Source organism: Taklimakanibacter albus (assembly GCF_016595235.1).
GTDB classification, from domain to species: domain Bacteria; phylum Pseudomonadota; class Alphaproteobacteria; order Rhizobiales; family Aestuariivirgaceae; genus Taklimakanibacter; species Taklimakanibacter albus.
This window is the reverse complement of record NZ_JAENHL010000007.1, coordinates 1,349,521-1,371,570: the sequence shown is the minus strand read 5'-3', so window position 1 is coordinate 1,371,570 and position 22,050 is coordinate 1,349,521. Positions and strand designations below refer to the sequence as shown.

25 protein-coding genes are annotated in these 22,050 nt (G+C 62.1%); all 25 read left to right on the top strand.

From position 1 onward, the window contains the following. The first annotated feature begins 108 nt into the window (after positions 1 to 108). The 25 genes from JHL16_RS18040 to JHL16_RS17915 all read left to right on the top strand — a co-directional run bounded on the left by JHL16_RS18040 (position 109) and on the right by JHL16_RS17915 (position 22,027). The gene (locus JHL16_RS18040) at positions 109 to 549 is read left to right on the top strand and encodes a gp436 family protein (protein ID WP_200186244.1); all 441 of its coding nucleotides are present in this window, start codon (positions 109 to 111) and stop codon (positions 547 to 549) included. Continuing rightward, positions 546 to 1,025: a phage virion morphogenesis protein gene (locus tag JHL16_RS18035; RefSeq protein ID WP_200186243.1), complete on the top strand. Its 480-nt coding sequence runs from the start codon at positions 546 to 548 to the stop codon at positions 1,023 to 1,025. Before JHL16_RS18040 ends, JHL16_RS18035 begins: the two co-directional genes overlap by 4 nt. Then, complete coding sequence (locus JHL16_RS18030) at positions 1,022 to 1,552, top strand: hypothetical protein (protein WP_200186242.1); 531 nt, start codon at positions 1,022 to 1,024, stop codon at positions 1,550 to 1,552. The genes JHL16_RS18035 and JHL16_RS18030 overlap by 4 nt, the downstream gene beginning before the upstream one ends. Further along, positions 1,549 to 2,136 carry a phage baseplate assembly protein V gene (locus JHL16_RS18025; protein WP_200186241.1) on the top strand — a complete coding sequence of 196 codons (588 nt, stop codon included), beginning with the start codon at positions 1,549 to 1,551 and terminating at the stop codon, positions 2,134 to 2,136. Before JHL16_RS18030 ends, JHL16_RS18025 begins: the two co-directional genes overlap by 4 nt. An 11-nt stretch (positions 2,137 to 2,147) precedes the next feature. Beyond that, complete coding sequence (locus tag JHL16_RS18020) at positions 2,148 to 2,369, top strand: hypothetical protein (protein ID WP_200186240.1); 222 nt, start codon at positions 2,148 to 2,150, stop codon at positions 2,367 to 2,369. Positions 2,370 to 2,387: 18 nt separating this feature from the next. Continuing rightward, positions 2,388 to 2,726, top strand: coding sequence for a GPW/gp25 family protein (locus JHL16_RS18015; protein ID WP_246770968.1), 339 nt, complete (start codon positions 2,388 to 2,390; stop codon positions 2,724 to 2,726). Continuing rightward, positions 2,723 to 3,577, top strand: a complete 855-nt coding sequence (locus JHL16_RS18010) for a baseplate J/gp47 family protein (RefSeq protein WP_200186238.1) — start codon at positions 2,723 to 2,725, stop codon at positions 3,575 to 3,577. Before JHL16_RS18015 ends, JHL16_RS18010 begins: the two co-directional genes overlap by 4 nt. Further along, positions 3,577 to 4,695: a phage tail protein gene (locus JHL16_RS18005; protein WP_200186237.1), complete on the top strand. Its 1,119-nt coding sequence runs from the start codon at positions 3,577 to 3,579 to the stop codon at positions 4,693 to 4,695. Before JHL16_RS18010 ends, JHL16_RS18005 begins: the two co-directional genes overlap by 1 nt. Positions 4,696 to 4,697: 2 nt before the next feature. After that, positions 4,698 to 7,880: a DUF4815 domain-containing protein gene (locus tag JHL16_RS18000; protein WP_200186236.1), complete on the top strand. Its 3,183-nt coding sequence runs from the start codon at positions 4,698 to 4,700 to the stop codon at positions 7,878 to 7,880. A gap of 9 nt (positions 7,881 to 7,889) precedes the next feature. Further along, on the top strand, positions 7,890 to 8,885 hold the full coding sequence (locus JHL16_RS17995) for a phage tail fiber repeat family protein (RefSeq protein WP_200186235.1): 996 nt from the start codon (positions 7,890 to 7,892) through the stop codon (positions 8,883 to 8,885). A gap of 33 nt (positions 8,886 to 8,918) precedes the next feature. Then, positions 8,919 to 10,358: a phage tail sheath C-terminal domain-containing protein gene (locus JHL16_RS17990; protein WP_200186234.1), complete on the top strand. Its 1,440-nt coding sequence runs from the start codon at positions 8,919 to 8,921 to the stop codon at positions 10,356 to 10,358. 12 nt (positions 10,359 to 10,370) lie between these two features. Then, a complete protein-coding gene (locus JHL16_RS17985) occupies positions 10,371 to 10,880 on the top strand; it encodes a phage major tail tube protein (RefSeq protein WP_200186233.1) in 510 nt (169 codons plus the stop codon). An 11-nt stretch (positions 10,881 to 10,891) separates the two neighbouring features. Then, complete coding sequence (locus JHL16_RS17980) at positions 10,892 to 11,248, top strand: phage tail assembly protein (RefSeq protein WP_200186232.1); 357 nt, start codon at positions 10,892 to 10,894, stop codon at positions 11,246 to 11,248. A gap of 87 nt (positions 11,249 to 11,335) precedes the next feature. Beyond that, entirely contained in the window at positions 11,336 to 13,489 is a 2,154-nt protein-coding gene (locus JHL16_RS17970; protein ID WP_200186231.1) for a tape measure protein, read from the top strand. Beyond that, positions 13,486 to 13,899, top strand: coding sequence for a phage tail protein (locus JHL16_RS17965; protein WP_200186230.1), 414 nt, complete (start codon positions 13,486 to 13,488; stop codon positions 13,897 to 13,899). The genes JHL16_RS17970 and JHL16_RS17965 overlap by 4 nt, the downstream gene beginning before the upstream one ends. Beyond that, positions 13,899 to 14,108, top strand: a complete 210-nt coding sequence (locus tag JHL16_RS17960; RefSeq protein WP_200186229.1) for a tail protein X — start codon at positions 13,899 to 13,901, stop codon at positions 14,106 to 14,108. The genes JHL16_RS17965 and JHL16_RS17960 overlap by 1 nt, the downstream gene beginning before the upstream one ends. Next, positions 14,108 to 15,085, top strand: a complete 978-nt coding sequence (locus JHL16_RS17955) for a phage late control D family protein (protein WP_200186228.1) — start codon at positions 14,108 to 14,110, stop codon at positions 15,083 to 15,085. Before JHL16_RS17960 ends, JHL16_RS17955 begins: the two co-directional genes overlap by 1 nt. After that, positions 15,082 to 15,441 carry a hypothetical protein gene (locus tag JHL16_RS17950; RefSeq protein ID WP_200186227.1) on the top strand — a complete coding sequence of 120 codons (360 nt, stop codon included), beginning with the start codon at positions 15,082 to 15,084 and terminating at the stop codon, positions 15,439 to 15,441. The genes JHL16_RS17955 and JHL16_RS17950 overlap by 4 nt, the downstream gene beginning before the upstream one ends. Further along, positions 15,438 to 16,205 (top strand): hypothetical protein, encoded by a 768-nt coding sequence (locus tag JHL16_RS17945; protein WP_200186226.1) that lies wholly within the window; start codon positions 15,438 to 15,440, stop codon positions 16,203 to 16,205. The genes JHL16_RS17950 and JHL16_RS17945 overlap by 4 nt, the downstream gene beginning before the upstream one ends. A gap of 8 nt (positions 16,206 to 16,213) precedes the next feature. Next, positions 16,214 to 16,669 carry a hypothetical protein gene (locus tag JHL16_RS17940; RefSeq protein ID WP_200186225.1) on the top strand — a complete coding sequence of 152 codons (456 nt, stop codon included), beginning with the start codon at positions 16,214 to 16,216 and terminating at the stop codon, positions 16,667 to 16,669. Continuing rightward, on the top strand, positions 16,662 to 16,949 hold the full coding sequence (locus JHL16_RS17935) for a hypothetical protein (RefSeq protein WP_200186224.1): 288 nt from the start codon (positions 16,662 to 16,664) through the stop codon (positions 16,947 to 16,949). The genes JHL16_RS17940 and JHL16_RS17935 overlap by 8 nt, the downstream gene beginning before the upstream one ends. After that, on the top strand, positions 16,946 to 17,248 hold the full coding sequence (locus tag JHL16_RS17930; RefSeq protein ID WP_200186223.1) for a hypothetical protein: 303 nt from the start codon (positions 16,946 to 16,948) through the stop codon (positions 17,246 to 17,248). The genes JHL16_RS17935 and JHL16_RS17930 overlap by 4 nt, the downstream gene beginning before the upstream one ends. A gap of 155 nt (positions 17,249 to 17,403) precedes the next feature. Further along, the gene (locus JHL16_RS17925) at positions 17,404 to 18,258 is read left to right on the top strand and encodes a DNA adenine methylase (protein ID WP_200186222.1); all 855 of its coding nucleotides are present in this window, start codon (positions 17,404 to 17,406) and stop codon (positions 18,256 to 18,258) included. A 343-nt stretch (positions 18,259 to 18,601) separates the two neighbouring features. Beyond that, the gene (glpD, locus tag JHL16_RS17920; protein ID WP_246770967.1) at positions 18,602 to 20,164 is read left to right on the top strand and encodes a glycerol-3-phosphate dehydrogenase; all 1,563 of its coding nucleotides are present in this window, start codon (positions 18,602 to 18,604) and stop codon (positions 20,162 to 20,164) included. A gap of 120 nt (positions 20,165 to 20,284) precedes the next feature. Beyond that, positions 20,285 to 22,027, top strand: coding sequence for an ABC transporter substrate-binding protein (locus JHL16_RS17915; RefSeq protein WP_246770966.1), 1,743 nt, complete (start codon positions 20,285 to 20,287; stop codon positions 22,025 to 22,027). The last annotated feature ends 23 nt before the right edge of the window (positions 22,028 to 22,050 follow it).

The following is a 22,050-nucleotide window of genomic DNA, read 5'->3' as shown; positions in this document are numbered from 1 at the left end:
GGGCGGGTCCTTCTGGTTGGACCCGCCCACCCCAATACCCGAGGGGCCGGCGTGAAAGCTGCTTTCGAGCGCTCCGCCGGCCCAAAGCAACAATAGGTGCCCCTGGCGATGTACGCGACGAAGCAAGACATCATCGATCTGTACGGCGATGAGTTCCTGGCTCTGATCGCCACCAGGGGCGAAGAGACCGGCCTTGCCGGCCCGCTCACTAATGAGGCGATCACCGACGCCTGTGCGAATGCGTCGAGCGAGGCCGACTCCTTCTTCGCAGTGCGCTACCCGACGCCGGTCCAGAACCCGCCCTCGATCGTCCGCTCGCATGTGATCAATATCGCATGCCATCTTCTCGCCTCGACGCATGATCGCATGACCGAGATCATCCGGCAGCGCTACGAGGACGCACTGCGCTGGCTGCGCGATATCTCGACCGGCCGCGCCAATCTCGCAGGCGGGGACAACGGCAGCGGCACAGGCGAGCCGCAACCCGCGCCAGGCGGCTTCGAGTTCATTTCGAGCCCGTCGCTCTTCAAGCGGGAGAACCTTCGTTGAGCGGCATCCAAATCGAAGTCGACGCGAGCCAGCTCTCGATCATCGCCGATCGCTTCAATCGCCTCGGTGATCTCGACAAGCACGAGCTGCTCGACAGTCTGGGAGCGCTCGGCGTCTCGCAGACGCAGCAGCGGATCGCGACTGAGAAACGCTCGCCCGATGGCGCGCCCTGGGCTCCGAACCGGCGCGGCGGTTCGATCCTCATGCTGATGGGCCATCTCCTCGGCTCACTCTCCCACCAGGTGGGAAGCGACCAGGTGAGCTGGGGAAGCAACCTGGTTTATGCGGCCATCCATCAGCGGGGCGGCACGATCCGGCCGAAGCGCGCCAAGCGCCTGGCGTTCCGTGTCGGCAATCAGATGGTCTTCGCGCGCCAGGTCAATATTCCAGCGAGGCCCTATCTTGGCTTCAGCTCCGCGAACCTGGCGGAGATCCGCGAGACCGTCCATGCCTGGATCGAGGAGCGCCTTAAATGAGCGCTGGCCGCATCCTCACCTATCGCACTCAGGCCCTGGCCGATCTCAAGGCCCTCTTTCCGTTGTTGAAAGACATCGACACTCACGCCGGCCGGTTCGACGACGAAGAGATCGGCCGGTTGATCATGAAAGCGCCGGCCTTGCGCCTGGCCTATCTCGGATCGCCGAAGACCGACGAAAACCAGGACGGCCGTCTCGGCTGTCTCGCCAAATTTGGGGTCTTCATCGTCACGAAAGACGGCGAGCCCATGAAACGCGACGCCCAGGCGCTCAACATTGCCGAGGCGCTCCTGGTCGCCTTCGATCGCTATCAGCCCAAGGTGGGGGGCAAGACTTTGTCGGAGGCCGCGCGCAATTTGCGGCATGACATCCTTTACACCTCGGACACCGACAAAAAGGGCGTCTTGCTCACGGCGGTGAGCTGGGAGACGAAGATCACGATCGGCGCGAGCTTCATCATGGAAGGTGGCGCGGTTCTTAACGAGCTTTATATCAATGGCGAGCTGGTCCTTGAGGTGGCACCGTGAGCCGCTCCCTTGAAAGGCTCTATGCCGATCGCATCGGCAAGCAGATTGGCGAGCTGATCCGTCGCGTCGAGGATGCCGAGCGGCGCATCGCCAACGTGGCCCGGCCGGGCAAGGTCGAAGAAGCCGACTACGAAAAGGGCCTGGTCAAGGTGAAGGTCGGAGATTTGCAGTCGGCCTGGGTGCCTTGGCGGACGCGCGCCGGCTCGCAGCGACTGTGGGACCCGCCAGCGGTGGGTGAGCAGGTCATGCTATTCTCGCCGTCTGGCGAGCCTGGTCAAGGCTGGGCGGACTGGGGCGGCTTCTCAAACGGCTTCCAGCAGAACCACAACAAGGGTGGCGAATATAAGCTCACGCTCGGAGCCAGCTCAATCCACATCACCGGCCAGGCCATCGTGATCAAACAGGGCGGCAGCACCATCACGATCACGGACGGCAAGATCAAGCAGGAGTCGGACGAGATCGTCGCCGATGGCGAATGCCACTTCGGTGGCGAGGGCGGTGTGCCGGCCGCGATGCTCGGCTCGATCGACAGCGATGGCGACACCGAAGTCGAAAACCTGGCGACCAAAGTCTTTGTTCAATGAAGGAGGTTCCTATGAACTTGAAGTGGGAAGTGCAGCATGACGGGTGGGTCAATGGCGTCTGGAGAAAGAAGGGCGAGATCGTCTTCGCCCCCAAAGCCGCCATGCGCTTCCCTGAGCTCGCCGGCCAGGTGAAGGAAGACAAGCCGCCAGTCGAGGCGAATGAGACCGTCGTGGACGAAACGCCCTCGGCTCCTGTCGAGAGCGGCAAGAACGGCACCGGCAAGAGAAAGTAACCGCCGATGATGACGGGCATGAGCCGATCGAGCGGTAAACGGCTTGAGGGCATCGATCACCTCAAGCAGTCCGTGTGGGATATTCTCACCACGCCGGTCGGCACGCGCGTCATGCGTCGCGAATACGGATCTGAGGTGCCCAACGTCATCGACAAGCCGATCAACCCGGAGACGATCATCGACGTCTTCGCGGCGGCGGCCGACGCGATCGACAGATGGGAGCCGCGCTTCAAGCTTGTGCAGCTTGCGATGCCGGAGGCAGGGGCGGACGGGCGCGTCGGCCTGGAGCTGAAGGGTATCTGGTATCCCGATTGGCCGCGACGCGAAGGCGGCCGTGAAGTGGAGGTGGTCCTGTGACGATCACGATCACCGGCCTCGAAGGCCTGCCACTACCTGAAGCGATCGAGGAGATCGACTATGAGATCATCCTCCGGGCATATCGCGACAAAGTCGTCCAGCTCTATCCGGACCTGGACCCGATCATCGACCTGGAGAGCGAGCCCGCGCGGAAGGTGCTGGAGGTTGGCGCCTATCGCGAAATGCTCCTGCGCCAGCGCATCAATGACGCGCTGAGGGCAAACCTGATCGCCTTCGCGCGTGGATCTGATCTCGATCATCTGGCCTCCTTCTATGATGCCGTTCGCTTAGTGGGCGAGAGCGACGATGCCTTCCGCCGTCGCACCATTCTCATCATTGCTTCCCGCTCGACGGGCGGCACCGCTCCGCGTTACCGCGCCGTGGCGCTCGGTGCATCCATCCGCGTCAAGGATGCGATCGCATATCGCGAAGGAATTCTGCCAACCGTCAACGTTGCGGTCATCTCGACGGACAGCAATGGCGTGGCGGACGAGCCCTTGCTCGAGACAGTCCGAACCGCTCTCAACAATGCGGCGGTTCGCATGGTCAATGACACGATCGCGGTGCGGTCAGCCATCACGGTGACGGTGCCGATCACCGCCGATATCTGGCTCTATCCTGACACGGCCGCGGATATCGGGCCGCGCCTGGTCCAGAAGCTCCGGGAGGCCTGGGCTTCCGAAGGCGGCCTGGGTTTCGATCTCACCAGGTCATGGCTTACCGCACGGCTCATGCAGCCCGGCGTTCAGCGCGTCTCGATCATCGGGCCGGCCGCCGATGTGCAGATCCCGCCCTTCGAAGCGATCGCGCTGGGCAATATTGATCTCACCATCCGGGGCAGGGACTTCTGATGACCCGGCCGTCCCTGCTTCCCAACAATGCCACGCCCTTCGAAGACGCTCTTTCCCTTGCCGGCGACATGATCCCGCGCACCAGGAACGAGATCGACTCGATGCGCGGCATCAAGCTGGTGAACACCCCGCCGAGCCTGCTGCCGTTCCTGATCTATGAATATGGATTGCAGGAACTGACGCCTTACGTGCCGAACCTCTACGCGCTGATCCGGGAGGGCATCGCCTGGCAGCGGGTGCGCGGCACTCCGGCCGCCATGGCTCTCGGTCTCTCCTGGATCAACTACGAGGCCGCGATCGAGGAGGCACCGGTCAGGCGGCGGCGCTGGCATTTGTTCCAGCTCCATCTCGACCGGGTACGGGACGAAGAGACGCCGGACCTCGAAAGGATCGAGGGCATTGCAGGGCTTTCTCCGTGCCTTCGAAGCGTCTTTTATCGGGGCTTCCATGGATATGACGTCAGAGCCCATGAATATGGCTACTCGACATGGTCGCGCTCGATCTATTCCGCCGACTCCGGCGCGCGCCTTCGTCCAGGTGGGACAAAGTGGAGCTTTGGCCGCTCCTATGATTTCGACCTGGCGCTCTCGCAGGCGGACCTCGTAACGTTAGGGGTCTGGGTCGAGCCTGGCGAGGAAGGCGACGCGCTCGGCTGGGCGGACATCACTTGGGCGGATGCCGGCTCATCCTGGACGTCATCGGCGGCGCAAGCCCGGCGCAGGGCCATGTGCGCCGGCATGCTCGATCGGCCGGTCTGGCTGGAACTCAAGGACGGCGACGGCCTGGTCATCGGCTATCGGCGCGCGCGGGCCGCCTGTGGCGTCGTCGCCAATTTCTCCGGCCCCTATTCGGTGAACGGTCTGCACTACGCGCCGATCGAGCTGGCCGAGATCGTATATCTCGAATTCCTGACAGGCTTCGGCGATGGCGCTGATCGAGTGGCGACTTCGGCCAGGCTTGTCTTTGACGCGGAGCCGATCGATCCGGCCAAGCCAGGCCTTCCATGGGCGAGCGCTGCAGAACTAGCCGGGGGAAGTCCTGGCGTGGCGCAGCAGGCCATCGAGATCAAGCTCGGTAAGACCGTCCGCGAACGCTTCCGCTTCATTTTGAGGTTTTGACGATGGCGAGTCCCTATGCTCACCCGCTGGTTCCCAATGCCTATGATCGTTCCCCGAGCTTTCCGCAGTGGGAAGCGGTCATCATGCGCGAAGGAGTGGGATACTCTCAAGGCGCGGAGATCAACGAGGCGCAATCCCTCGCGGAGCGGCGTCATCGCCGTGTCGGCAATCTTGTCGCCAGGGATGGCGATCGCGTATCCGGCGCGGAGATCATTGTCGATCGCGTCGCCGGCACAGCCAGGCTGACGCCGGGCACGCTCTACATTCGGGGCGACGTTCGACCGATCGGCGAGAAGCTGATCTCGGCCGTGCCGATGACCGGCGAGATCCGCATCGGGGTGAGGATTACCACCACGGTGATCGATGAGATCGCCGAGCCGGCGCTGTACGGCCTTCACCCCGGCGAGCCGAGCGAAGGCGAGCCAGGTGCTGTCCGCGTGGCGCAGGCAATCGCCTGGAGCATCGAGGGCGATGAAGAAGCCGGCGACTTCATTCCCGTCTATCTCTTGAAGGACGGGACCGTCGTCGATCAGACACCGCCGCCGCAACTGTCTGGCTTCAATCAGGCGCTCGCGCTTTACGATCGCGACTCGAACGGCAACTACATCGTTGAGGGCTGTCGCGTTACGGCGCTCGGAAAGATCGGCAGCAAGCAGCATTTCTCGATCTCCGAAGGCGTCGCCAACATCATGGGTTTCAAGCGCAGCCGGGCGGCCGCGCTTCGTCACCAGCAGGAAGAGACCTGGGACAACGAGCAGATCAGCGCCGAGCCGCATAACTATCCTGCAGGTGGCGGTGCTGTCGTCATTCCAGTCAATCATTCGCCCATCGACAGCGTTCAAACGGTCATCATCACCCGCCAGACGACGCAGACCGTTGTGCGCGGTGCGGTCACCAACACGATGGACAATCTTCCGCATGCTTCGGTGACCTCGATCATCAGCGTGACACAAGGCGCAACCACCTTCACGCCGACGACGGACTATGTCCTGAACAATGATCGAGTCGACTGGACTTCGGGGGGAGCCGAACCTGCCACCGGCTCTTCCTACTCCGTCACCTATCGATATCTCTCGCCCGTCGCGCCGAGCGCAATCGGCCCGAACAGCGTCACGGTGACCGGGGGCGTCGCCGGCACGACGGCGCTCATCACCTACCGGTGGAAGCTCAACCGCATCGATCTTCTTTGTCTCGATAGCGACGGGCTCCCGGTCTATCTGACAGGCGTTGCAAGCCGCGAGACGCCTGTCGCGCCGCTGGCGCCTTTCACGCTCCTGCCGCTGGCTGAGATCACCAACAACTGGCTCACCAAGCCGAGCGTGGTGAATACCGGCGTTCGCGCCTATCACATGACGGCGATCGACCGCATGTATAAGCGCATCGTCGACCTGCTCGACTTGACGGCTCAGGAGCGGCTGCGCAGAGACATCGACTCCCGCGAGCCGGTGGCAAAAAAAGGCGTCTTCGTCGATCCCTTCACTTCTGACCGATATCGCGACCAGGGCGAGGCTCAGACGGCGGCGATCTTCCTCGGGTCGATGCAACTCGCCATCGATCCGACTTTCAAGCTCCCTGAACTTGATGGGCCGGTCTGTCTCGATTACACCGAGGAGATCATCATCAGCCAGCCGCTCGTCTCCGGCTGCTCGAAGATCAATCCCTATTCGAACTATGAGCCTTTGCCTGGCGCGCTTGCGCTCACGCCTTCCTCGGACTTCTGGGTTGAGCATGTGACCGAGTGGACTTCGCCGGTCACGCGGCAATTTACCGGCAACAGCAACCGCACGACGACGAGCGAAGAGCTGGTCGACGAACGCGAGGAGCTTCTTGAGTTCCTTCGCCAGATTAATATCGACTTCACGGCGCGAGGATTTGGGGCGGGAGAGAACCTCGCATCGCTCACCTTCGATGGCGTGAATGTGACTCCGCCCGGTCTGACGGCGGACGCCAATGGCCGCATCATCGGCACCTTCCAGATCCCGGCGAATGTGACGGCCGGCCAGAAGGCGGTAATCGCTACCGGCGCGGGCGGCACCTCGGCCCAGGCGCTCTTCGTTGGGCAAGGCCGGGTCGAGATCGAGACCATGCGACGGGTGACAACGATCACGCGCGCGCCGGCAAACCAGACGGTGGCGCAGGGACGGCCGCCGCGCAACGAAGGCAACGGCAATGCCGATCCGCTGGCCCAGACTTTCACGCTTCCGGAAGGGCGGCATGTCGCGGGCGTCAATCTTCGTTTTTGCGCAAAAGGCGTCGCCTCGAATGGCGTCCTTATCCAGATCGTGACCGTCGAGAACGGCATTCCGACGGTCGAGGTGGTGGCGGAGGCCTTCGTCGAGATGGGGCCGGTCGTCCTCAATCAATGGACGCCGATCCGCTTTCCGATCCCCGTCTATCTTCCGGCCGATCGCGAGTTCGCCATTGTCGCCAAGACCGATGACGCGGTGCATGGGCTCGCCTATGCCAAGGTCGGCGCATTCGATCCGGTGGCGCAGCAATTTGTCGGCGCGCAGCCCTATTCGGTCGGCGTCATGCTTTCATCTTCGAACGCTCGGACCTGGACGCCTCACCAGGACGAGGATCTGACGTTCCAGATCGTGGCGGCGAAATTCTCGCCGACAACGAAAGTAGTGCCGCTCGGAAGCCATGCGGTGACGATGGCGAGCGATTTCCTGGCGCGCGCGGCGGTGGAGCTGCCAACCGGAGACGCCAGCTTCTATTTCGAAATCGAGCGCGCGAGCGGGCAGATCACCAGGCTCCAGCCGGACCAGCCCTGGGAGCTGACTGAGTACATCACCGAGACCGTGCAATTCCGGGCGGTGCTGAAGGGCAGCGAGAAGATCAGCCCCATTCTTTATCCGGGGGTGCTTCTGGTTGTGGGCAAGATACGGACGAGCGGCACATATGTAACGCGCGCCTTCGCCATGGGGACTGCGATCCGCCTCTCCACCTTCCTGTGGTCGCAATTGCCGGCTGGCGCGGCGGTCACCATCGAGCGCGACGCGGCCGACGATAACTGGATCGAGGTCGATGAGACCCAGGCCACGGCGCTCAACAACGGCTGGATGGAACGCGAGTTCACAGCGAACCCGGTCACGGCGGTGCAGGGCCGGCTGCGCGTGACGATCACAGGCGGACCTGGCGCGCGGCCGGCGATCGCCGAATTCCGGTCAGTGTCGATTTGAGGTTGAGCAATGCCGATCAACGACAGAACACCTAACCGCGACTACCCTCAACCGCATGCGAGCAACACGCTTGCGGATGACGTCGAGCGCCTGCGGCAGGCTTTCAATGCGCTTGATGCCGACGTGCAGGCCGTGATCCTTCAACTCGGTCTCAAGGCGGCGCTAAGCCATGTTCACGAGATCGCTCAGATCACCGGGCTTCAGGAAGCACTCGACAGCAAGATGACTATCGGGGCCACCTTCAGCCTTAACGATCTCACCGATGTGAATGTGGCGGTCAGCGAGAACGGTCAGATCCTCGGCAAGTCCGGCTCGCAGTGGATACCGGTCGGCTACACCTGGGGCAATCTCGGCGGCAAGCCAAACTCGATCGAGGGCTTCGGCATTGGCGGCGGCACGTTCTCGCAGCCGGTGATCGGGGTCTCTTATGCGCTCGATGCTGGAGCGGTCTGGAAGCTCGTGGGCACCAGCGTGACGATGAACTACGACACTGGCGACTTCGAGTCATTCAGCCGCACCAACAATCTGAAGCAACTCACCATCGGCTCGGCCGGCTACTACGCCTGGACGGCGCAATATCAATATCAACGTTATACCGATGATGGCGCGGGGAGTGGACCGGACGTCTATTTGGACCGGCAGTCGAGCAGCCCGGCCGCCAACGACTCACTCGCCGCGAAATTCTTCCAGGGCCGCAACAGCGCTGCCGAGACGATCAACTATGCGACCATGCGCGCGCAGATCGTCGATCCTGTCGATGCGACGGAAGACGGGCGTTTCGCTTTCGAGACCATCATCGGCGGCGCGATCGCCTATCGCCTCTACATCGGCGCGGGCCTGTACGCGGCCGGGCAGTCCGATCCTGGTGCCGGCAAAGCGAATTTTGCAGGCGTTCAGATCGCCGGCACGGAAATCGGCTCCAACAGCTTCGGCGCGAGGACCATCTCAACCGCCGCACCTACGGGCGGCAACGACGGCGACATTCACTACCAGGTGGACCCGTAATCTTGAAGAACGCACTCAACGAGGAGAACTGCTATGGCTACTGAATTCCTTCATGGCGCAGAGGTCATCGAGGTCGATGATGGCATCCGTCCGATCAGGACGGTCAAGTCATCCGTCATCGGCCTGGTCGGCACCGCGCCCGATGCCGACACGGTGACTTTCCCGCTCAATGAGCCGGTCCTCATCGCCGGCAATCAGCACATGCTGCCGAAGCTCGGCGTTGACGGCACCCTTCAAGACGCCTTGAAGGCCATGTTCTACATGACCGGCGTCACCGCGATCGTTGTCCGAGTCGATGAAGGTGCCGGCGTTCCCGAGACGATGAGCAACATCATCGGCTCGCAGGGCTCCTATACCGGCCTCCATGCCCTTCAGCGGGCGCAGGGAAAGTATGGCTTCACCCCGAGGCTCTTGCTCGCGCCTGGCTATACGGCGCAGCGGCCGGCCAATGGCGTCGTGTCGATCGCCGTCACGGCGGGAGGCACCGGCTACACGACAGTTCCCAATGTCACGATCACTGGCGACGGCAGCGGCGCGACGGCGCATGCGGTGCTCACGGCCGGCGTCGTGACCTCGATCGTAGTCGACAGCCAGGGGGCGGGCTACACAACCGCTCCGACCGTCACGATCGCGGGGGGAGGCGGTACGGGAGCCACGGCCACCGCGACACGCGGCGCGGCCAAGAACCCGGTCACCGCCGCCATGGTCGGCATCGCCAATAAGCTGCGCGGCATGGTCTTCGCCGATGGCCCTGCCACCAGCTTCGCCGACGCCCTCGCCTGGCGCAACGACTTCGACACGGATCGCGTCCACATGACTGTGCCCGATGTGCTGCAGTGGGATACGGTCACAAATGGCTATGTCCAACGTTCGGCCTCGGCCGCGCTCGCCGGCATCCAGGTCTATATCGACCACAACCGCGGCTTCTGGCACTCGCCCTCGAACACACCGATGAACCAGATCGGCGGTACCTCTCGGCCGATCGACTTCACCTTCGGCGACTACGATTGCGAGGCCAATCTTCTCAACGAGAAGAACATCAACACCGTGGTCAATTGGGAAGGCTGGCGGTCCTGGGGCAATCATACGCTCTCAAGCGACGAGCAGAAGCGCTTCACGCCGGTGCGCCGTACGGCTGATATGATCTTCGACTCGATCATCCGGGCCGCCCTGACCTGGATGGATCGGCCGCTTAGTCAGAAGCAGCTCATCCTCAATATCGTCGAGTCCTCCCGCGCCTATATGCGCGAGTTGGCTTCGCTGGGGGCGATTGTCGGCGGCAATTGCTGGCTGGACCCGGATATGAACACGGAAAGCCAGCTCATGGCCGGCCATCTGAACATCTCGTTCGATTACGAGCCGCCCGCGCCGCTGGAACGCCTCACATATCGCGCTCACCGCAACCCGGCCTATTACCGGGTCCTGGTCCAGGACGTGCTGCGCGATCTCAACCGCCTGTCGCCGGCCGCTTAAAGGAGAAACGCAATGGCACTTCCGCATTTTGTCAAACAATCCACCATCATCGCGGACGGCTTCGGCCAGCTCGGGAAGATGGAGAGCGTCAAGCTTCCCGACCTCAAGCAGGTCTTTGAGGACTGGCGCGGTGGCGGCATGCCCGGCGCCGTCGAGGTGGAACTCGGCATCGAGAAGATGCAGATCGAGTTCAAGATCGGCGGCGTCGATCGGAACCTGCTGAAGATGTGGGGCCTGCAGCAGGGCGCGATCAAGCCGTTCCAGATCCTCGGCCATGCCGTCGCCGAGGACAGCGACGAGTCGCTGGGTGTTTCCGCCTATGTGCGCGGAAAGCTCGGCGAGATCGAGTTCGACGAGTTCAAGACGGGATCGCTCGCCAACATCTCCTACGTCGTCAAAATGCATTACTACCGGCTGCGCGTGGGTGATGAGGACATGGTCGAATATGACCCGATCAACCTCGTCTACAAGATCGGTGGCGTCGATCAGCTCGCCGCCCAGCGCGCCAATCTCGGCCTGTAACGGAGGCGGCAATGACAGAGAAAAAGAAGGAAGAGAAGCTTTTCCCGCATGTCGTCACGCTCGATGAGCCGATCAGCGTCGACGGCACGAGCTATTCGACCATCACCTTCCGCCAGCCGCGCGGCCGGGATTGGCGGCGCTGGCACAAGGAAGGGAACGAAGAGCGGAGGCTCATGGGCTTTCTCTCGGATATCGGCCAGGTGCCGGAAGCCGTGATCGACGAGCTGCCGTTCGAAGCACATGCGGAGGTGGTCAACGTCGCCCGGCTTTTTTTCGCGATCTACCAGCCGGAGAAGAGTGGCTTGCTGAACTTTGCGGCGAGCTTGCCTTTGTCCTCGGATGGACAATCCGGGACTGTGAAGAGCTGACAATCGACGAGCTGATCCTCCATCGCAACAAAGCGGTGGAGCGATGGGAAGGAACCTGGGGCGCATTGATCAAGGTGTTGGTGAAGCATGGCTGATATGGAAGCATCGGTTCTCGTCCGCCTGATCGATCGCCTCTCGGGTCCCTACAAGAAGATGATGGGCACCATGAAAGGTGCCGAGGGCATTCAGAAGCGGCTAAGCGCGCAGACCGCTAAGGCCCAGACCGCAAATTCCTCGTGGGAGCGAACCTCGCGCAAGCTCGATGAGCGGATGCGCGCCGCTGCCAGGTCGACCGATCGATTTGCAGCGGCACAAGCCAAGGTCGGCCGGAGCGTCAGGGAAGCGAGCCGGGCCATGAAGCCCTATCTCAAAGACCTGAAGGCCATGTCCGACCGGCTGAAGGACAAGGCATTCCGGGGGGCGCGCAATCTCGCGGTGGGTGCGGTGGCGACGGCCGGCCTGGCGGCGGGCCTGGTGCAGAGTCAGCTCATCAGCCCGGCGTCGGAGCTGGAAGGCTTCCGCATCCAGTTCGAAGCCCTGGAAGGCAGCGTCGAAGCCGGCAGAAAGGCTTTTGCATGGGCGGAAGAATTCGCGGTGAAGACGCCGCTCGAATTGCGCGAAGTCGCCGACGCCTATGCCTCGCTGCGCGCCTATGGGCTCGATCCGACCAACGGATCGCTGATGACTCTGACCGATACGATGGCGATGCAAGGCAAAGGTGCCGAGCAGCTTCAGGGCCTCATCATGGCGGTTGGTCAGGCCTGGACCAAGCAGAAGCTCCAGGGCGAGGAGATCATGCAGCTCCAGGAGCGTGGCGTTCCCGTCTGGGACATCCTGTCGAAGAAGATGGGCAAGTCCGTCGCGGATCTCCAAAAGCTGTCGTCAAAGGGCAAGCTCGGGCGCAAGGAGATCGCTCTCTTGCTCGAAGGCATGGGCGAGCGCGCGGCCGGAGCTTCGGAGAAATTCTCGAAGTCCTGGCGCGGCATGACGTCGAACGTCGCGGACGTCTGGTGGCGCTTCCGCAATATGATCATGGACGCGGGCCTGTTCGACTGGATGAAGTCGGAGCTGTCGAAATTCCTGGCGATGATCGACCGCATGGAGAAGAGCGGCCAGCTCAAGGAAATCGCGGTCAAGGTGTCGGAGAATATCAAACTGATCCTCCAAACGACGCTGGAGATCATCAAGGCCCTGATCGTGGTTATCCCGCAGGTGGTCGGCTTCATGCAGTCGCTAGCGGACTTTGCAGGGGGATGGCAGAACCTGATGATTCTCGGCGGCATCGCCCTGGCGCTGAAGGCCATTGCCGGCGCACTGTCGACGATCAAGACGCTCGGCGGCATTGCCGGCGCTTTGGGCGGGGCGGTACTTGGCGCGGGGGCCAAGACCGCCGCGAGCACGGCCGCGTCAACAGTGGCCGGTGGCGCGGCTGGCGCGGCCGGTGCTGCAGCGACGAGAGGCGGCGGAGGCTGGCTCATGCGGTTTATCAAGGGGGCTGGCTGGCTGACTGCCGGGTCCTTGATCTACGAATTTCTCGATCAGACATCGCGGGCGGCGCATCCGCCAGAAGAGTTGTCGCCCGACGAGAAGCGGAAGTGGATCGACGAGCGCTATCCCTACTTCAAGGCTGATCGCCTGGAGGACTTCGCGCCGGTTCCCGATGAAGGGCGCAGGGCTCCGCCTGGAACCAATGCGCCGAACAAGGCGGCTCAGATCGGAAGCTCGATCGAGAGCACGCTCAACACCGTGTCGCTGTTCTCGATCGGCGGCCGGATCATGAAGAGCCTATGGGACGGCATCAACGCGATCTGGACTTCGTTTCTCGCGGATCTGCAGGCCAAGGCGCAACAGATCCAGGCGACCATGTCGGTGACGGTTCAGCCGAGATGGGTGCCGGGCATGCCGCCGTCCTTTGCTGGCGGCCGGCGCGGAACGCCAGCGCCGCAATTGCCGGCGCAGCCGTCGATCGACGGCGCTCGCGCGCGCGGCGGCGACGTGCGCAAGGGATCGCTCTACCAGATCAACGAGAAGGGCATCGAGCTATTTGCGCCTGGCGTCTCGGGCTCGATCGTCTCCAATCGGCTCATGCGGGAAGGCCTGGGTGGCGGGCGGGGCGGAAGGATGGTCAATCTTGGGGGCATCCATATCCATGGCAATGTCGAGCGTGGCGCGGCCGAGGCGCTGTCGCGCGCTCTGATGCGTCGGCTGCGCTCCGCGCTCCATGATGGTGTCACCGCATGAACACCGTCTTGTTGGCGCTCGGTCCCTTTCGCTTCCAGGTGCGCGGACCTTCCTATGAGAAGCTCAACCTGTCGACGGAAGCCCGCTGGGAGCAGCAAGACAGGCTGAGCCGCGCGCCGGCCATGCAATTCATCGGGCCTGGCGTCCACACGCTGACGATCGACGGAACGATATACACACACTATTCGGGCGGCTTCAGCCAGATCGAGCGCATGCGGTCGGAAATGGGGAAGGGTCGGCCGCATATCCTCGTCAGCGGCTATGGGCGCGTCTTCGGCAAATATGTGATCCAGAACCTGGACACGACGCAGACCTTCTTCCTGGCGGACGGTGCGCCACTGAAGGTCGAATTCACGACCGAGCTGAAATCCTATGGTGAGGACGGCCAGAACTTCGGGGGCCTATTCTGATGGCTGTGATCTATCGGACAAAGCAAGGCGATATGATCGACCTGATCTGTTTCCGGCATTATGGGCGTTCATCGGGTGCCGTCGAGGTAGTGCTCGAAGCCAATCGCGATCTCTCGCAACAGCCGGCCGTCCTGCCGCTCGGCATTGAGATCACCTTGCCCGACATTTCGCCGATCCCGACGCCGCAACCTGTGAGGCTTTGGGACTGATGACGCCGGACTTCGACATTCTGATTGACGGCGCTTCGATCAAGGGCCGGATCAACGATCGGCTTCTGGAGCTGACCGTTTCCGATGCCCAGGGGCAGGAGTCGGATACTTGCCAGATCCTGATCGACGATCGCGACCAGGCCCTGGCAATTCCTCGGAAAGGGGCACAGCTTTCGGTTTCGCTCGGCTATGTCGAGACGGGCCTCGTCCATATGGGCCTGTTCACCGTTGATGAAGTCACGTTGAGCGGCAATCCGCGCGAAATGTCGATCAGCGCCAAGGCCGCCGACATGCGGGAGTCGCTCAAAGAACAGAAAACCAGGTCCTTCGAGAAGAAGAGCCTTGGCGACATCATCGGCGAGATCGCCGGCAATCACAATTTGCGCCCGGCCGTCTCGTCGGAACTGGCGTCTCGCGTCATCCCTTATCTGGGGCAAACCGAGGAGAGCGATCTCCACCTGGTGACCAGGCTCGCGAAGGATCATGGCGCAGTTTTCAAGGTGGCAAATGGGGCATTTCTGTTCACGGCCAAATCTGCCGGTCAGAGCGCATCCGGGCAGACGATGGGCACGGTCGTTATATCGCCTGCGAATTGCAAGGAGTGGAGCGCTACTCTGCAGGACCGGCCGCGCCACAAGGAAGTCAAGGCGCACTGGCACGATCGCGACAAGGGCGAGCGCACCACCGAGACGCAAGGAGGAACGGGTGGCGACGCTGCTTTCATGGTGCGCCATGATCTGCCGTCGAAGGACGAAGCGCAGTGGCAGGCGGAAGCGCGAGCGGGTGACTTGGCGCGGGCGGAAGGATCGCTCGATGCGACTCTCATAGGAGATCCGTCGATCGCCGCCGAAAAGTCGGCCGTCATGAGAGGGCTTCGTGCCGGCATCGACGGCATTGACTGGACGATTACCAATGCCGAGCACAGCTACAGCTCTGGCGGCTACACAACCTCGATCACAGCGGAGCTAAAAGCATGAGCCAGCCGAATTGGGAGAAGCTCTATCCAGGCCGGCGCGCCCTCACCGTTTTGATGCCGAAAGAACATGCGACGATGCTTCTGCTCGGCGCGAACGAAATCGCGCCGGGCGTGGTGCTCCTCGATCACTTCATGCTGGCCCGGCCGCGCCCCCTGGCGGCCGACAAGGAGCCGGCCAAACCGACGCCGGCAAAGTCGGCCGCGCGCGGCCGTCGCCGGCTGCGCCGGCAGGCCCGCAAGATTACGGAAGAAGAGCGCGCCGCGATCGACAAGGCCGTCGCCGAGGGCAAGGTCAAGCTCCTGAAGCCGGGCTTCGGTCTGCCGCCGAGCTGGCTCACCTCGGAGTCCGATCAATGACGATGAAGAGCTATGTCAGATCGGGCGGCCTCTATGTGCCGGTCTCGCAGCTCCATGTGAAGCAAGGCGGGACCTGGAAGAAGGTCTCGAAGGGCTATGTCAAACAGGGCGGGGCGTGGAAGCAATTTCACGAGAGCACCAAATATGCGGTGGAATATCTCGGCCCGCCGATCGTCGACACTGCTGGCCGGTCCACCTACACCTTTGCGACGACCGGTTTCGGCTCGCCCGACAGCACTCGCGAAATCTTCATAGTCGGGCGCGCGCGTCACAGTAGCTCCTCCGGCAATATCAGCGCGATGACGATCGGCGGAGTGGCCGCCACCATCTCGTCCTCGGTCAGCACCACGAGCTGCGAATTCTGTGGCTTTGCCCCGGTTCCGACAGGACCGAACGGCACCGTCGTCGTCACTCTGGGCAATACTCATCAGTTCTGCATGATCGCCGTCTATCGCGTTACGAAGCGTCCTGTCGGCGGCGCTCGCACGGATGCCGAGCTAGGGCAACTGTTCAGCGGAACATCCTTGACGATCAATTCCGTTACGATCGACGCCAATGGCTTCATGCTCGGGGCACATGGTCACGCGAACGCCAATCCGACAACGTCATCTGTTCTAACGACCGATGCCGATCTGAGCCCCGTAGCGGGGGTACGGAATTGGTTCGGTCACATGGAAATTCAGCCGGGCGCGATCACCCCGTCGCAGCAATGGTCGTGGTCGGGCAACGCCGCCGCGATGGGCACGCTGTGGGCTTTCAAGTGAGCTACGGCTTGGCCGATCTCCTGGGCATCTATGTCGGCTCGGATGGAGCGGCGACAAAGGCGCTCTATGACACGCTCGATCGCCTCGGGCCGAAGGGCCAGATCGCGACGCATCTCTTCCGGGCTCACAAGAATTCCAGCAAGGCGAAGGAGTATCGCCGGCACGGCCGATCGGCCGCCTATGCGACCAAGGATTGGGCGATCACCAGCCTGACGAACCTTCTGACGATGCACGGTCACCAGCTCGGCCTTAACTGGGGCTGGGGAGTCGACCTCAAGCAGGAGTTCCACCGAGACGTTTTCTATCTCGATCTGCCCACCGGCCAGGTGAGCTTTCACACGGTCGGCCGAGGCAAAGGGCCGGATTATCCGGGGACCTGGGACGGCGTGAGAGAGCAGGGCTCCATGCGGATCTGCAAATGGGTTTTGAACGATGTTTTCGTGGGGATTAAAGCCGATGAATGATCAGCCGATTCCGCGCCGTATTCGCGTCGACCAGATGACGACGGCAGAGCTGGCAATCCGGGATACCATCGCCGTCGTCGAACGGGCCGGCGCGCATCCTCTGCTCACCGACGCGGTGACCTTGCTGGGCCAGGCCCAGGCGAAGGTCGCGGACTATGTCGATGCTCATTCGATCGAGCATGACATCAAGCTATTGGCGACTAAGCATGGCGTCGTGCTCACACCAGGAATGGTCAGAGATATGGCGTCGTTCTTCACGGCGCAGCCGGGGAAAAGGTGACCGGCGTGACCGCTGAGAGATGGGCTCTGCAGATTGATGCGAACCGGCCGATCGCCATGCGGCCGGATGGCGTCACGATCCTTTTCGACGAATTGGCTGCGATGGAGCCGGGGGCGGCTGAGTGCCTTAAGGCGCGCGGCCTTGTCTATGTCACCGAGTTCACTGAAGGAGCCCGGAAGTTTGCCGGCCATATCATCGCTGTGAGCTGGGGCCAGGCTGAGCAGATCGCGCAAACGCGCGCGCTTGGCGAAGAGGTCACCGGCCTATTCCGAGCCGATCCAGGCACTCGACCAGGCTGACTCTTTCCCCCGGCCTTTTCAAAATAGGGGCGGGGGTGTTGGGGCGTTCCAGCGCCCCGAACCGGGAGCGGTAACTCCCATGGACGTATCGGCCGGCCGACCGGCCATCCCGCCACCCGCGCGCAGCGGGCGGGAGTGTCTTTGATAGGTTTTCAATGTCGCGTGGAGTCCCAAAACTCGCCCATGGTTTACAGCCCGTTCGCCCGGCCTCGCCGGCAGCGCCCTGGATCGGTGGAAAGCGCCTTCTAGCTCCCCAGATCGTCGCGCTGATCGAGCGCATTCCCCATAGCACCTATGCGGAGCCTTTTGTCGGCATGGGCGGGGTTTTCCTACGCCGGACGGCACGGCCAAGAGCCGAGGTCATCAATGATGTAAATCAGGAGCTGATCACACTCTTCCGGGTGCTCCAGCGGCACTACGTGGCGTTCATAGAAATGATCCGCTGGCAGCTCTCATCTCGCGCTGAATTCGAACGCCTGGCTGGCCTGCCGCCCGCAAACCTGACGGATCTCGAACGGGGGGCTCGTTTCCTCTATCTGCAGCGGCTGACCTTCGGAGGGAAGGTCGCGAGCCGCGTTTTCGGCGTCGATGTGAAAACTCCAGCCCGCTTCGACGTGAGCCGCGTCATTCCGCTCCTGGAGGAGCTGCACGATCGTCTGGCCGGCGTCGGTATTGAGTGCCTGCCCTATGCCGAATTCATCCGGCGATACGATCGCGAGGGGGTCCTGTTCTATCTGGACCCGCCCTATTGGGGCAGCGAAGACGATTACGGCCGAAAAATTTTTGGGCGGGGGGACTTCCAGGCCCTTGCGGATATCCTGGCCGGGCTCAAGGGAATGTTCTTGCTGTCGGTCAATGACCGGCCCGAGCTGCGGGAAATCTTCGCGGCCTTCGAGATTAAGGGGGTAAGAACCACCTACACGGTCGCGAAGGGACCGGGCCAGGTCGCCCGCGAGATCCTGGTGAGCAATATCCCCGGCCTCTTCCGCGCAGGCCGCCCAAGGCCCTGAGAAGGGGTTTCAAGGGCTGTTGAAAACCCGCGTCAGGCCGGTACTTTTGGAAGGGTTTCTGGCGACCAACGGAGGGCCGGGCGGTGAGGGCAGGGCGAAGCTAGGGCGCTAAGTGCCTGAAATATCGTGTGCCAAGTTTAGTGTCGTCGTGTGCCAAGTTTTTTGGCGCGCTACAAGTGATTCCATCGCCAAAGGGTTGCTATCCAGGATTGACGACCCGCGCTTCTGCGATTTTCGTTGAGTTTCATTTTCTTTCGTAATATAGCGAAAAGAGAAAAGTTTAGGGTTCATTTGGTTCGCATGTGCGAGATAATCCTTTCGCATATGCAAAAAGCGAATCGAAATGAATCGCAGGTTCGATGGGAGCGGCATGGCCGGCGAAGCGGGCGTCTATGATCTGGCCATTATCGGCGGCGGCATAAATGGCGTCGGCATCGCGCGCGATGCGCAAGGCCGCGGTCTCAAGGTTTTCCTCGCCGAGCAAGGCGATCTCGCTTCCGGCACCTCATCCGCCTCGACCAAGCTCATCCATGGCGGCCTGCGTTATCTCGAACATTATGAATTCCGCCTGGTGCGCGAAGCGCTGATCGAGCGCGAAGTCCTGCTCAATGCCGCGCCCCATATCATCTGGCCCTTGCGCTTCGTGCTGCCGCATCACAAGGGCCTCAGGCCCTGGCCGGTGCTGCGGCTCGGCCTCTTCCTTTATGATCATCTGGGCGGGCGCAAGATCCTGCCGGCCACGCGGGGCGTCAATCTCGCCAGCGATGTCACCGGGGCCGCCCTCAAACCGGAATTCACCCGCGCCTTCGAATATTCCGACTGCTGGGTCAATGACGCAAGGCTCGTGGTGCTCAATGCGCGCGACGCGCAGGAGCGCGGCGCCGATATCCGGCCGCGCACACGATACGTGTCGGCGCGGCGCGACGGCAATCTGTGGACTTGCGTCCTGGAAGACGTGAACAGCGGCGCCAAGACCGAGATCAAGGCGAAGCTTCTCATCAATACCGGCGGGCCATGGGTCAGCCAGGTGCTGGGGCGGGTGATCGGCGAGAACAATCCCGACAAGATCCGCATGGTCAAAGGCAGCCACATCGTGGTCGACAAGCTTTATGATCATGACCGCTGCTACATCTTCCAGAACCAGGATGGCCGCATCTGCTTCGCCATTCCCTATGAGCAGAATTTCACGCTGATCGGCACCACCGATGAGGACCACAAGGGTGATCCTGGCAAGCCTGAGATTTCGATGGCCGAACGTGATTATCTGCTCGCTTCGGTCAGCGAATATTTCAAGAAGCCGGTCACCGCCGACATGGTGCGCTGGACCTATTCGGGCATTCGTCCGCTGTATGACGACGGGGCGAGCAAGGCGCAGGAAGCGACGCGCGAATATGTGCTGAAGCTCGAGGCGCCGGACGGGCAGCCGCCTTTGCTGTCGGTCTTCGGCGGCAAAATCACCACATTCCGCAAGCTCGCCGAAGCGGTGCTCGACAAGATTTCCCCCTTCTTTCCCGGTCTCAAGCCGCAATGGACGGCGGGTGTGGCGCTGCCCGGTGGCGACTTCCCCTATGCGGAGATCGAGCAACGGATCGCCGATTTTCAGCGTCGCCATACGTTTCTCGATGCCGAGAATGCCCGCCGTATCTTCAGGGCCTATGGCACGCGGGCGGACAGGATTTTCGAAGGTGTACGCCAGGGGTCTGATCTGGGTGAAAGCTTCGGTCGCTTGAGCGCCTGCGAAGTGGATTATCTGATGAAGGAGGAGTGGGCAGAGACGCCCGAAGACATTCTGTGGCGCCGCTCGAAGCTCGGACTGCATCTGTCCGTGGCCGAGCAATCGGCGCTGCAAGCCTATCTGAACAAGGAAGCGGGCGAAAAGACCCGCCGGAAAGTTTCGGCTCTCTAACGAGTTTAAGGACTGCCCGGAAGGCAAACGCCATTTTCCGGAACGTGCCTACCGACTTTTACCGGACATGCGTGCGCTCCGGATTGGGCTTAAGCCGCGCGCGAAATGGGAGGACTAACGATGTCGCTTTTGAAGACAGTATCGGCGGCCGCCTTGCTGCTGGCACTCGGCGCCGCCCCTGCCTTCGCGGATATGGAAGCCGCGAAGAAATGGGCGGAGAGCGAATTCCAGCCGACGACGCTTTCCAAGGAAGACCAGCTGAAAGAGCTCGAATGGTTCGTCAAAGCGGCGGAACCGTTCAAGGGCATGGAAATCAACGTGCTGTCGGAAACCATTCCGACGCATGAATATGAATCGAAGACGCTGACCAAGGCCTTCGAGGAAATCACCGGCATCAAGGTCAATCACCAGCTGCTCGGCGAAGGTGAAGTGGTGCAGGCGGTGCAGACGCAGATGCAGACCAACCGCAATCTGTACGACGCCTATATCAACGACAGCGATCTCATCGGCACGCATTCGCGCCTGCAGAGCGCCGTCAACCTCACCGACTGGATGGCGGGCGACGGCAAGGACGTGACCCTGCCGACGCTCGATATCGACGACTTCATCGGCAAGTCCTTCACCACGGGGCCGGACGGCAAATTGTGGCAGCTGCCCGACCAGCAATTCGCCAATCTCTACTGGTTCCGCAAGGACTGGTTCGACCGCGCCGATCTCAAGGAGAAGTTCAAAGCCAAATATGGCTATGACCTCGGCGTGCCGGTCAACTGGTCCGCCTATGAAGATATCGCCGAGTTCTTCACCAATGATGTGAAGGAAATCGACGGGGTGCGCGTCTATGGCCATATGGACTACGGCAAGCGCGCGCCGGATCTCGGCTGGCGCATGACCGATGCCTGGCTGTCGATGGCGGGCTCAGGCTCGCCCGGCCTTCCCAATGGACGCCCGATCGACGAATGGGGCATCCGCATGGAGAAGGATTCGTGCAACCCGGCGGGCGCTTCGGTGTCGCGCGGCGGTGAAACCAACGGCCCGGCGTCCGTCTATGCGATCGCCAAGTGGGACGAGTGGCTCCGGAAATATGCGCCTCCGGGCGCTGCCGACTACGACTTCTATCAGTCGCTGCCGGCCCTGAGCCAAGGCAATGTGGCCCAGCAGATCTTCTGGTACACCGCCTTCACCGCTTCGATGGTGGCGCCCAAGAGCGCCGGCAACAATACGGTCGACGACACCGATACGCCGCTCTGGCGCATGGCGCCGTCGCCGCATGGTCCTTATTGGAAAGAAGGCCAGAAGCTCGGCTATCAGGACACGGGCTCATGGACGATGTTCAAGTCGACGCCGACGGATCGCGCCAAGGCCGCCTGGCTCTATGCGCAGTTCACCGTGTCGAAATCCGTGTCGCTGAAGAAGAGCCATGTCGGTCTCACCATCATCCGCGACTCGGACATTCGCCATCAGTCCTTCACCGACCGCGCTCCCAAGCTCGGCGGGCTTGTCGAGTTCTACCGTTCGCCCGACCGGGTGAACTGGACGCCCACCGGCGTCAATGTGCCTGACTATCCGAAGCTGGCGCAGCTCTGGTGGCAGCAGATCGGCGACGTCAATTCCGGCGCCTTCACGCCGCAGGAAGCGATGGACCGTCTGGCGTCTGAAATGGACCAGGTCATGGCCCGTATGCAGGCGGCCGATGAAGCCAACAAGACCTATGGCGGCTGCGGACCGCGGCTCAATGCGGAAAAGGATCCTTCCGAGTGGCTCGGCAAAGAGGGCGGACCTCATGCCAAGCTCGAAAACGAGAAGGAAAAAGGTCAGACCATCGCTTATGACGAGCTGATCAAGCGCTGGACCACGGCCCAGTAGCTCATCTGCAATCTCTCTCCCGG

What these genes read in the sequence shown, in the direction of transcription:
- JHL16_RS17925 (WP_200186222.1), top strand. Translation starts at nt 17,404, where the DNA reads ATGTCGCGTGGAGTCCCAAAACTCGCCCATGGTTTACAGCCCGTTCGC.
- JHL16_RS17990 (WP_200186234.1), top strand. Translation starts at nt 8,919, where the DNA reads ATGGCTACTGAATTCCTTCATGGCGCAGAGGTCATCGAGGTCGATGAT.
- JHL16_RS18020 (WP_200186240.1), top strand. Translation starts at nt 2,148, where the DNA reads ATGAACTTGAAGTGGGAAGTGCAGCATGACGGGTGGGTCAATGGCGTC.
- JHL16_RS17950 (WP_200186227.1), top strand. Translation starts at nt 15,082, where the DNA reads ATGAGCCAGCCGAATTGGGAGAAGCTCTATCCAGGCCGGCGCGCCCTC.
- JHL16_RS18030 (WP_200186242.1), top strand. Translation starts at nt 1,022, where the DNA reads ATGAGCGCTGGCCGCATCCTCACCTATCGCACTCAGGCCCTGGCCGAT.
- JHL16_RS17935 (WP_200186224.1), top strand. Translation starts at nt 16,662, where the DNA reads ATGAATGATCAGCCGATTCCGCGCCGTATTCGCGTCGACCAGATGACG.
- JHL16_RS18000 (WP_200186236.1), top strand. Translation starts at nt 4,698, where the DNA reads ATGGCGAGTCCCTATGCTCACCCGCTGGTTCCCAATGCCTATGATCGT.
- JHL16_RS17955 (WP_200186228.1), top strand. Translation starts at nt 14,108, where the DNA reads ATGACGCCGGACTTCGACATTCTGATTGACGGCGCTTCGATCAAGGGC.
- JHL16_RS17915 (WP_246770966.1), top strand. Translation starts at nt 20,285, where the DNA reads ATGTCGCTTTTGAAGACAGTATCGGCGGCCGCCTTGCTGCTGGCACTC.
- JHL16_RS17985 (WP_200186233.1), top strand. Translation starts at nt 10,371, where the DNA reads ATGGCACTTCCGCATTTTGTCAAACAATCCACCATCATCGCGGACGGC.
- JHL16_RS17970 (WP_200186231.1), top strand. Translation starts at nt 11,336, where the DNA reads ATGGCTGATATGGAAGCATCGGTTCTCGTCCGCCTGATCGATCGCCTC.
- JHL16_RS18040 (WP_200186244.1), top strand. Translation starts at nt 109, where the DNA reads ATGTACGCGACGAAGCAAGACATCATCGATCTGTACGGCGATGAGTTC.
- JHL16_RS18015 (WP_246770968.1), top strand. Translation starts at nt 2,388, where the DNA reads ATGAGCCGATCGAGCGGTAAACGGCTTGAGGGCATCGATCACCTCAAG.
- JHL16_RS17960 (WP_200186229.1), top strand. Translation starts at nt 13,899, where the DNA reads ATGGCTGTGATCTATCGGACAAAGCAAGGCGATATGATCGACCTGATC.
- glpD (WP_246770967.1), top strand. Translation starts at nt 18,602, where the DNA reads ATGAATCGCAGGTTCGATGGGAGCGGCATGGCCGGCGAAGCGGGCGTC.
- JHL16_RS18005 (WP_200186237.1), top strand. Translation starts at nt 3,577, where the DNA reads ATGACCCGGCCGTCCCTGCTTCCCAACAATGCCACGCCCTTCGAAGAC.
- JHL16_RS17995 (WP_200186235.1), top strand. Translation starts at nt 7,890, where the DNA reads ATGCCGATCAACGACAGAACACCTAACCGCGACTACCCTCAACCGCAT.
- JHL16_RS17980 (WP_200186232.1), top strand. Translation starts at nt 10,892, where the DNA reads ATGACAGAGAAAAAGAAGGAAGAGAAGCTTTTCCCGCATGTCGTCACG.
- JHL16_RS17945 (WP_200186226.1), top strand. Translation starts at nt 15,438, where the DNA reads ATGACGATGAAGAGCTATGTCAGATCGGGCGGCCTCTATGTGCCGGTC.
- JHL16_RS17965 (WP_200186230.1), top strand. Translation starts at nt 13,486, where the DNA reads ATGAACACCGTCTTGTTGGCGCTCGGTCCCTTTCGCTTCCAGGTGCGC.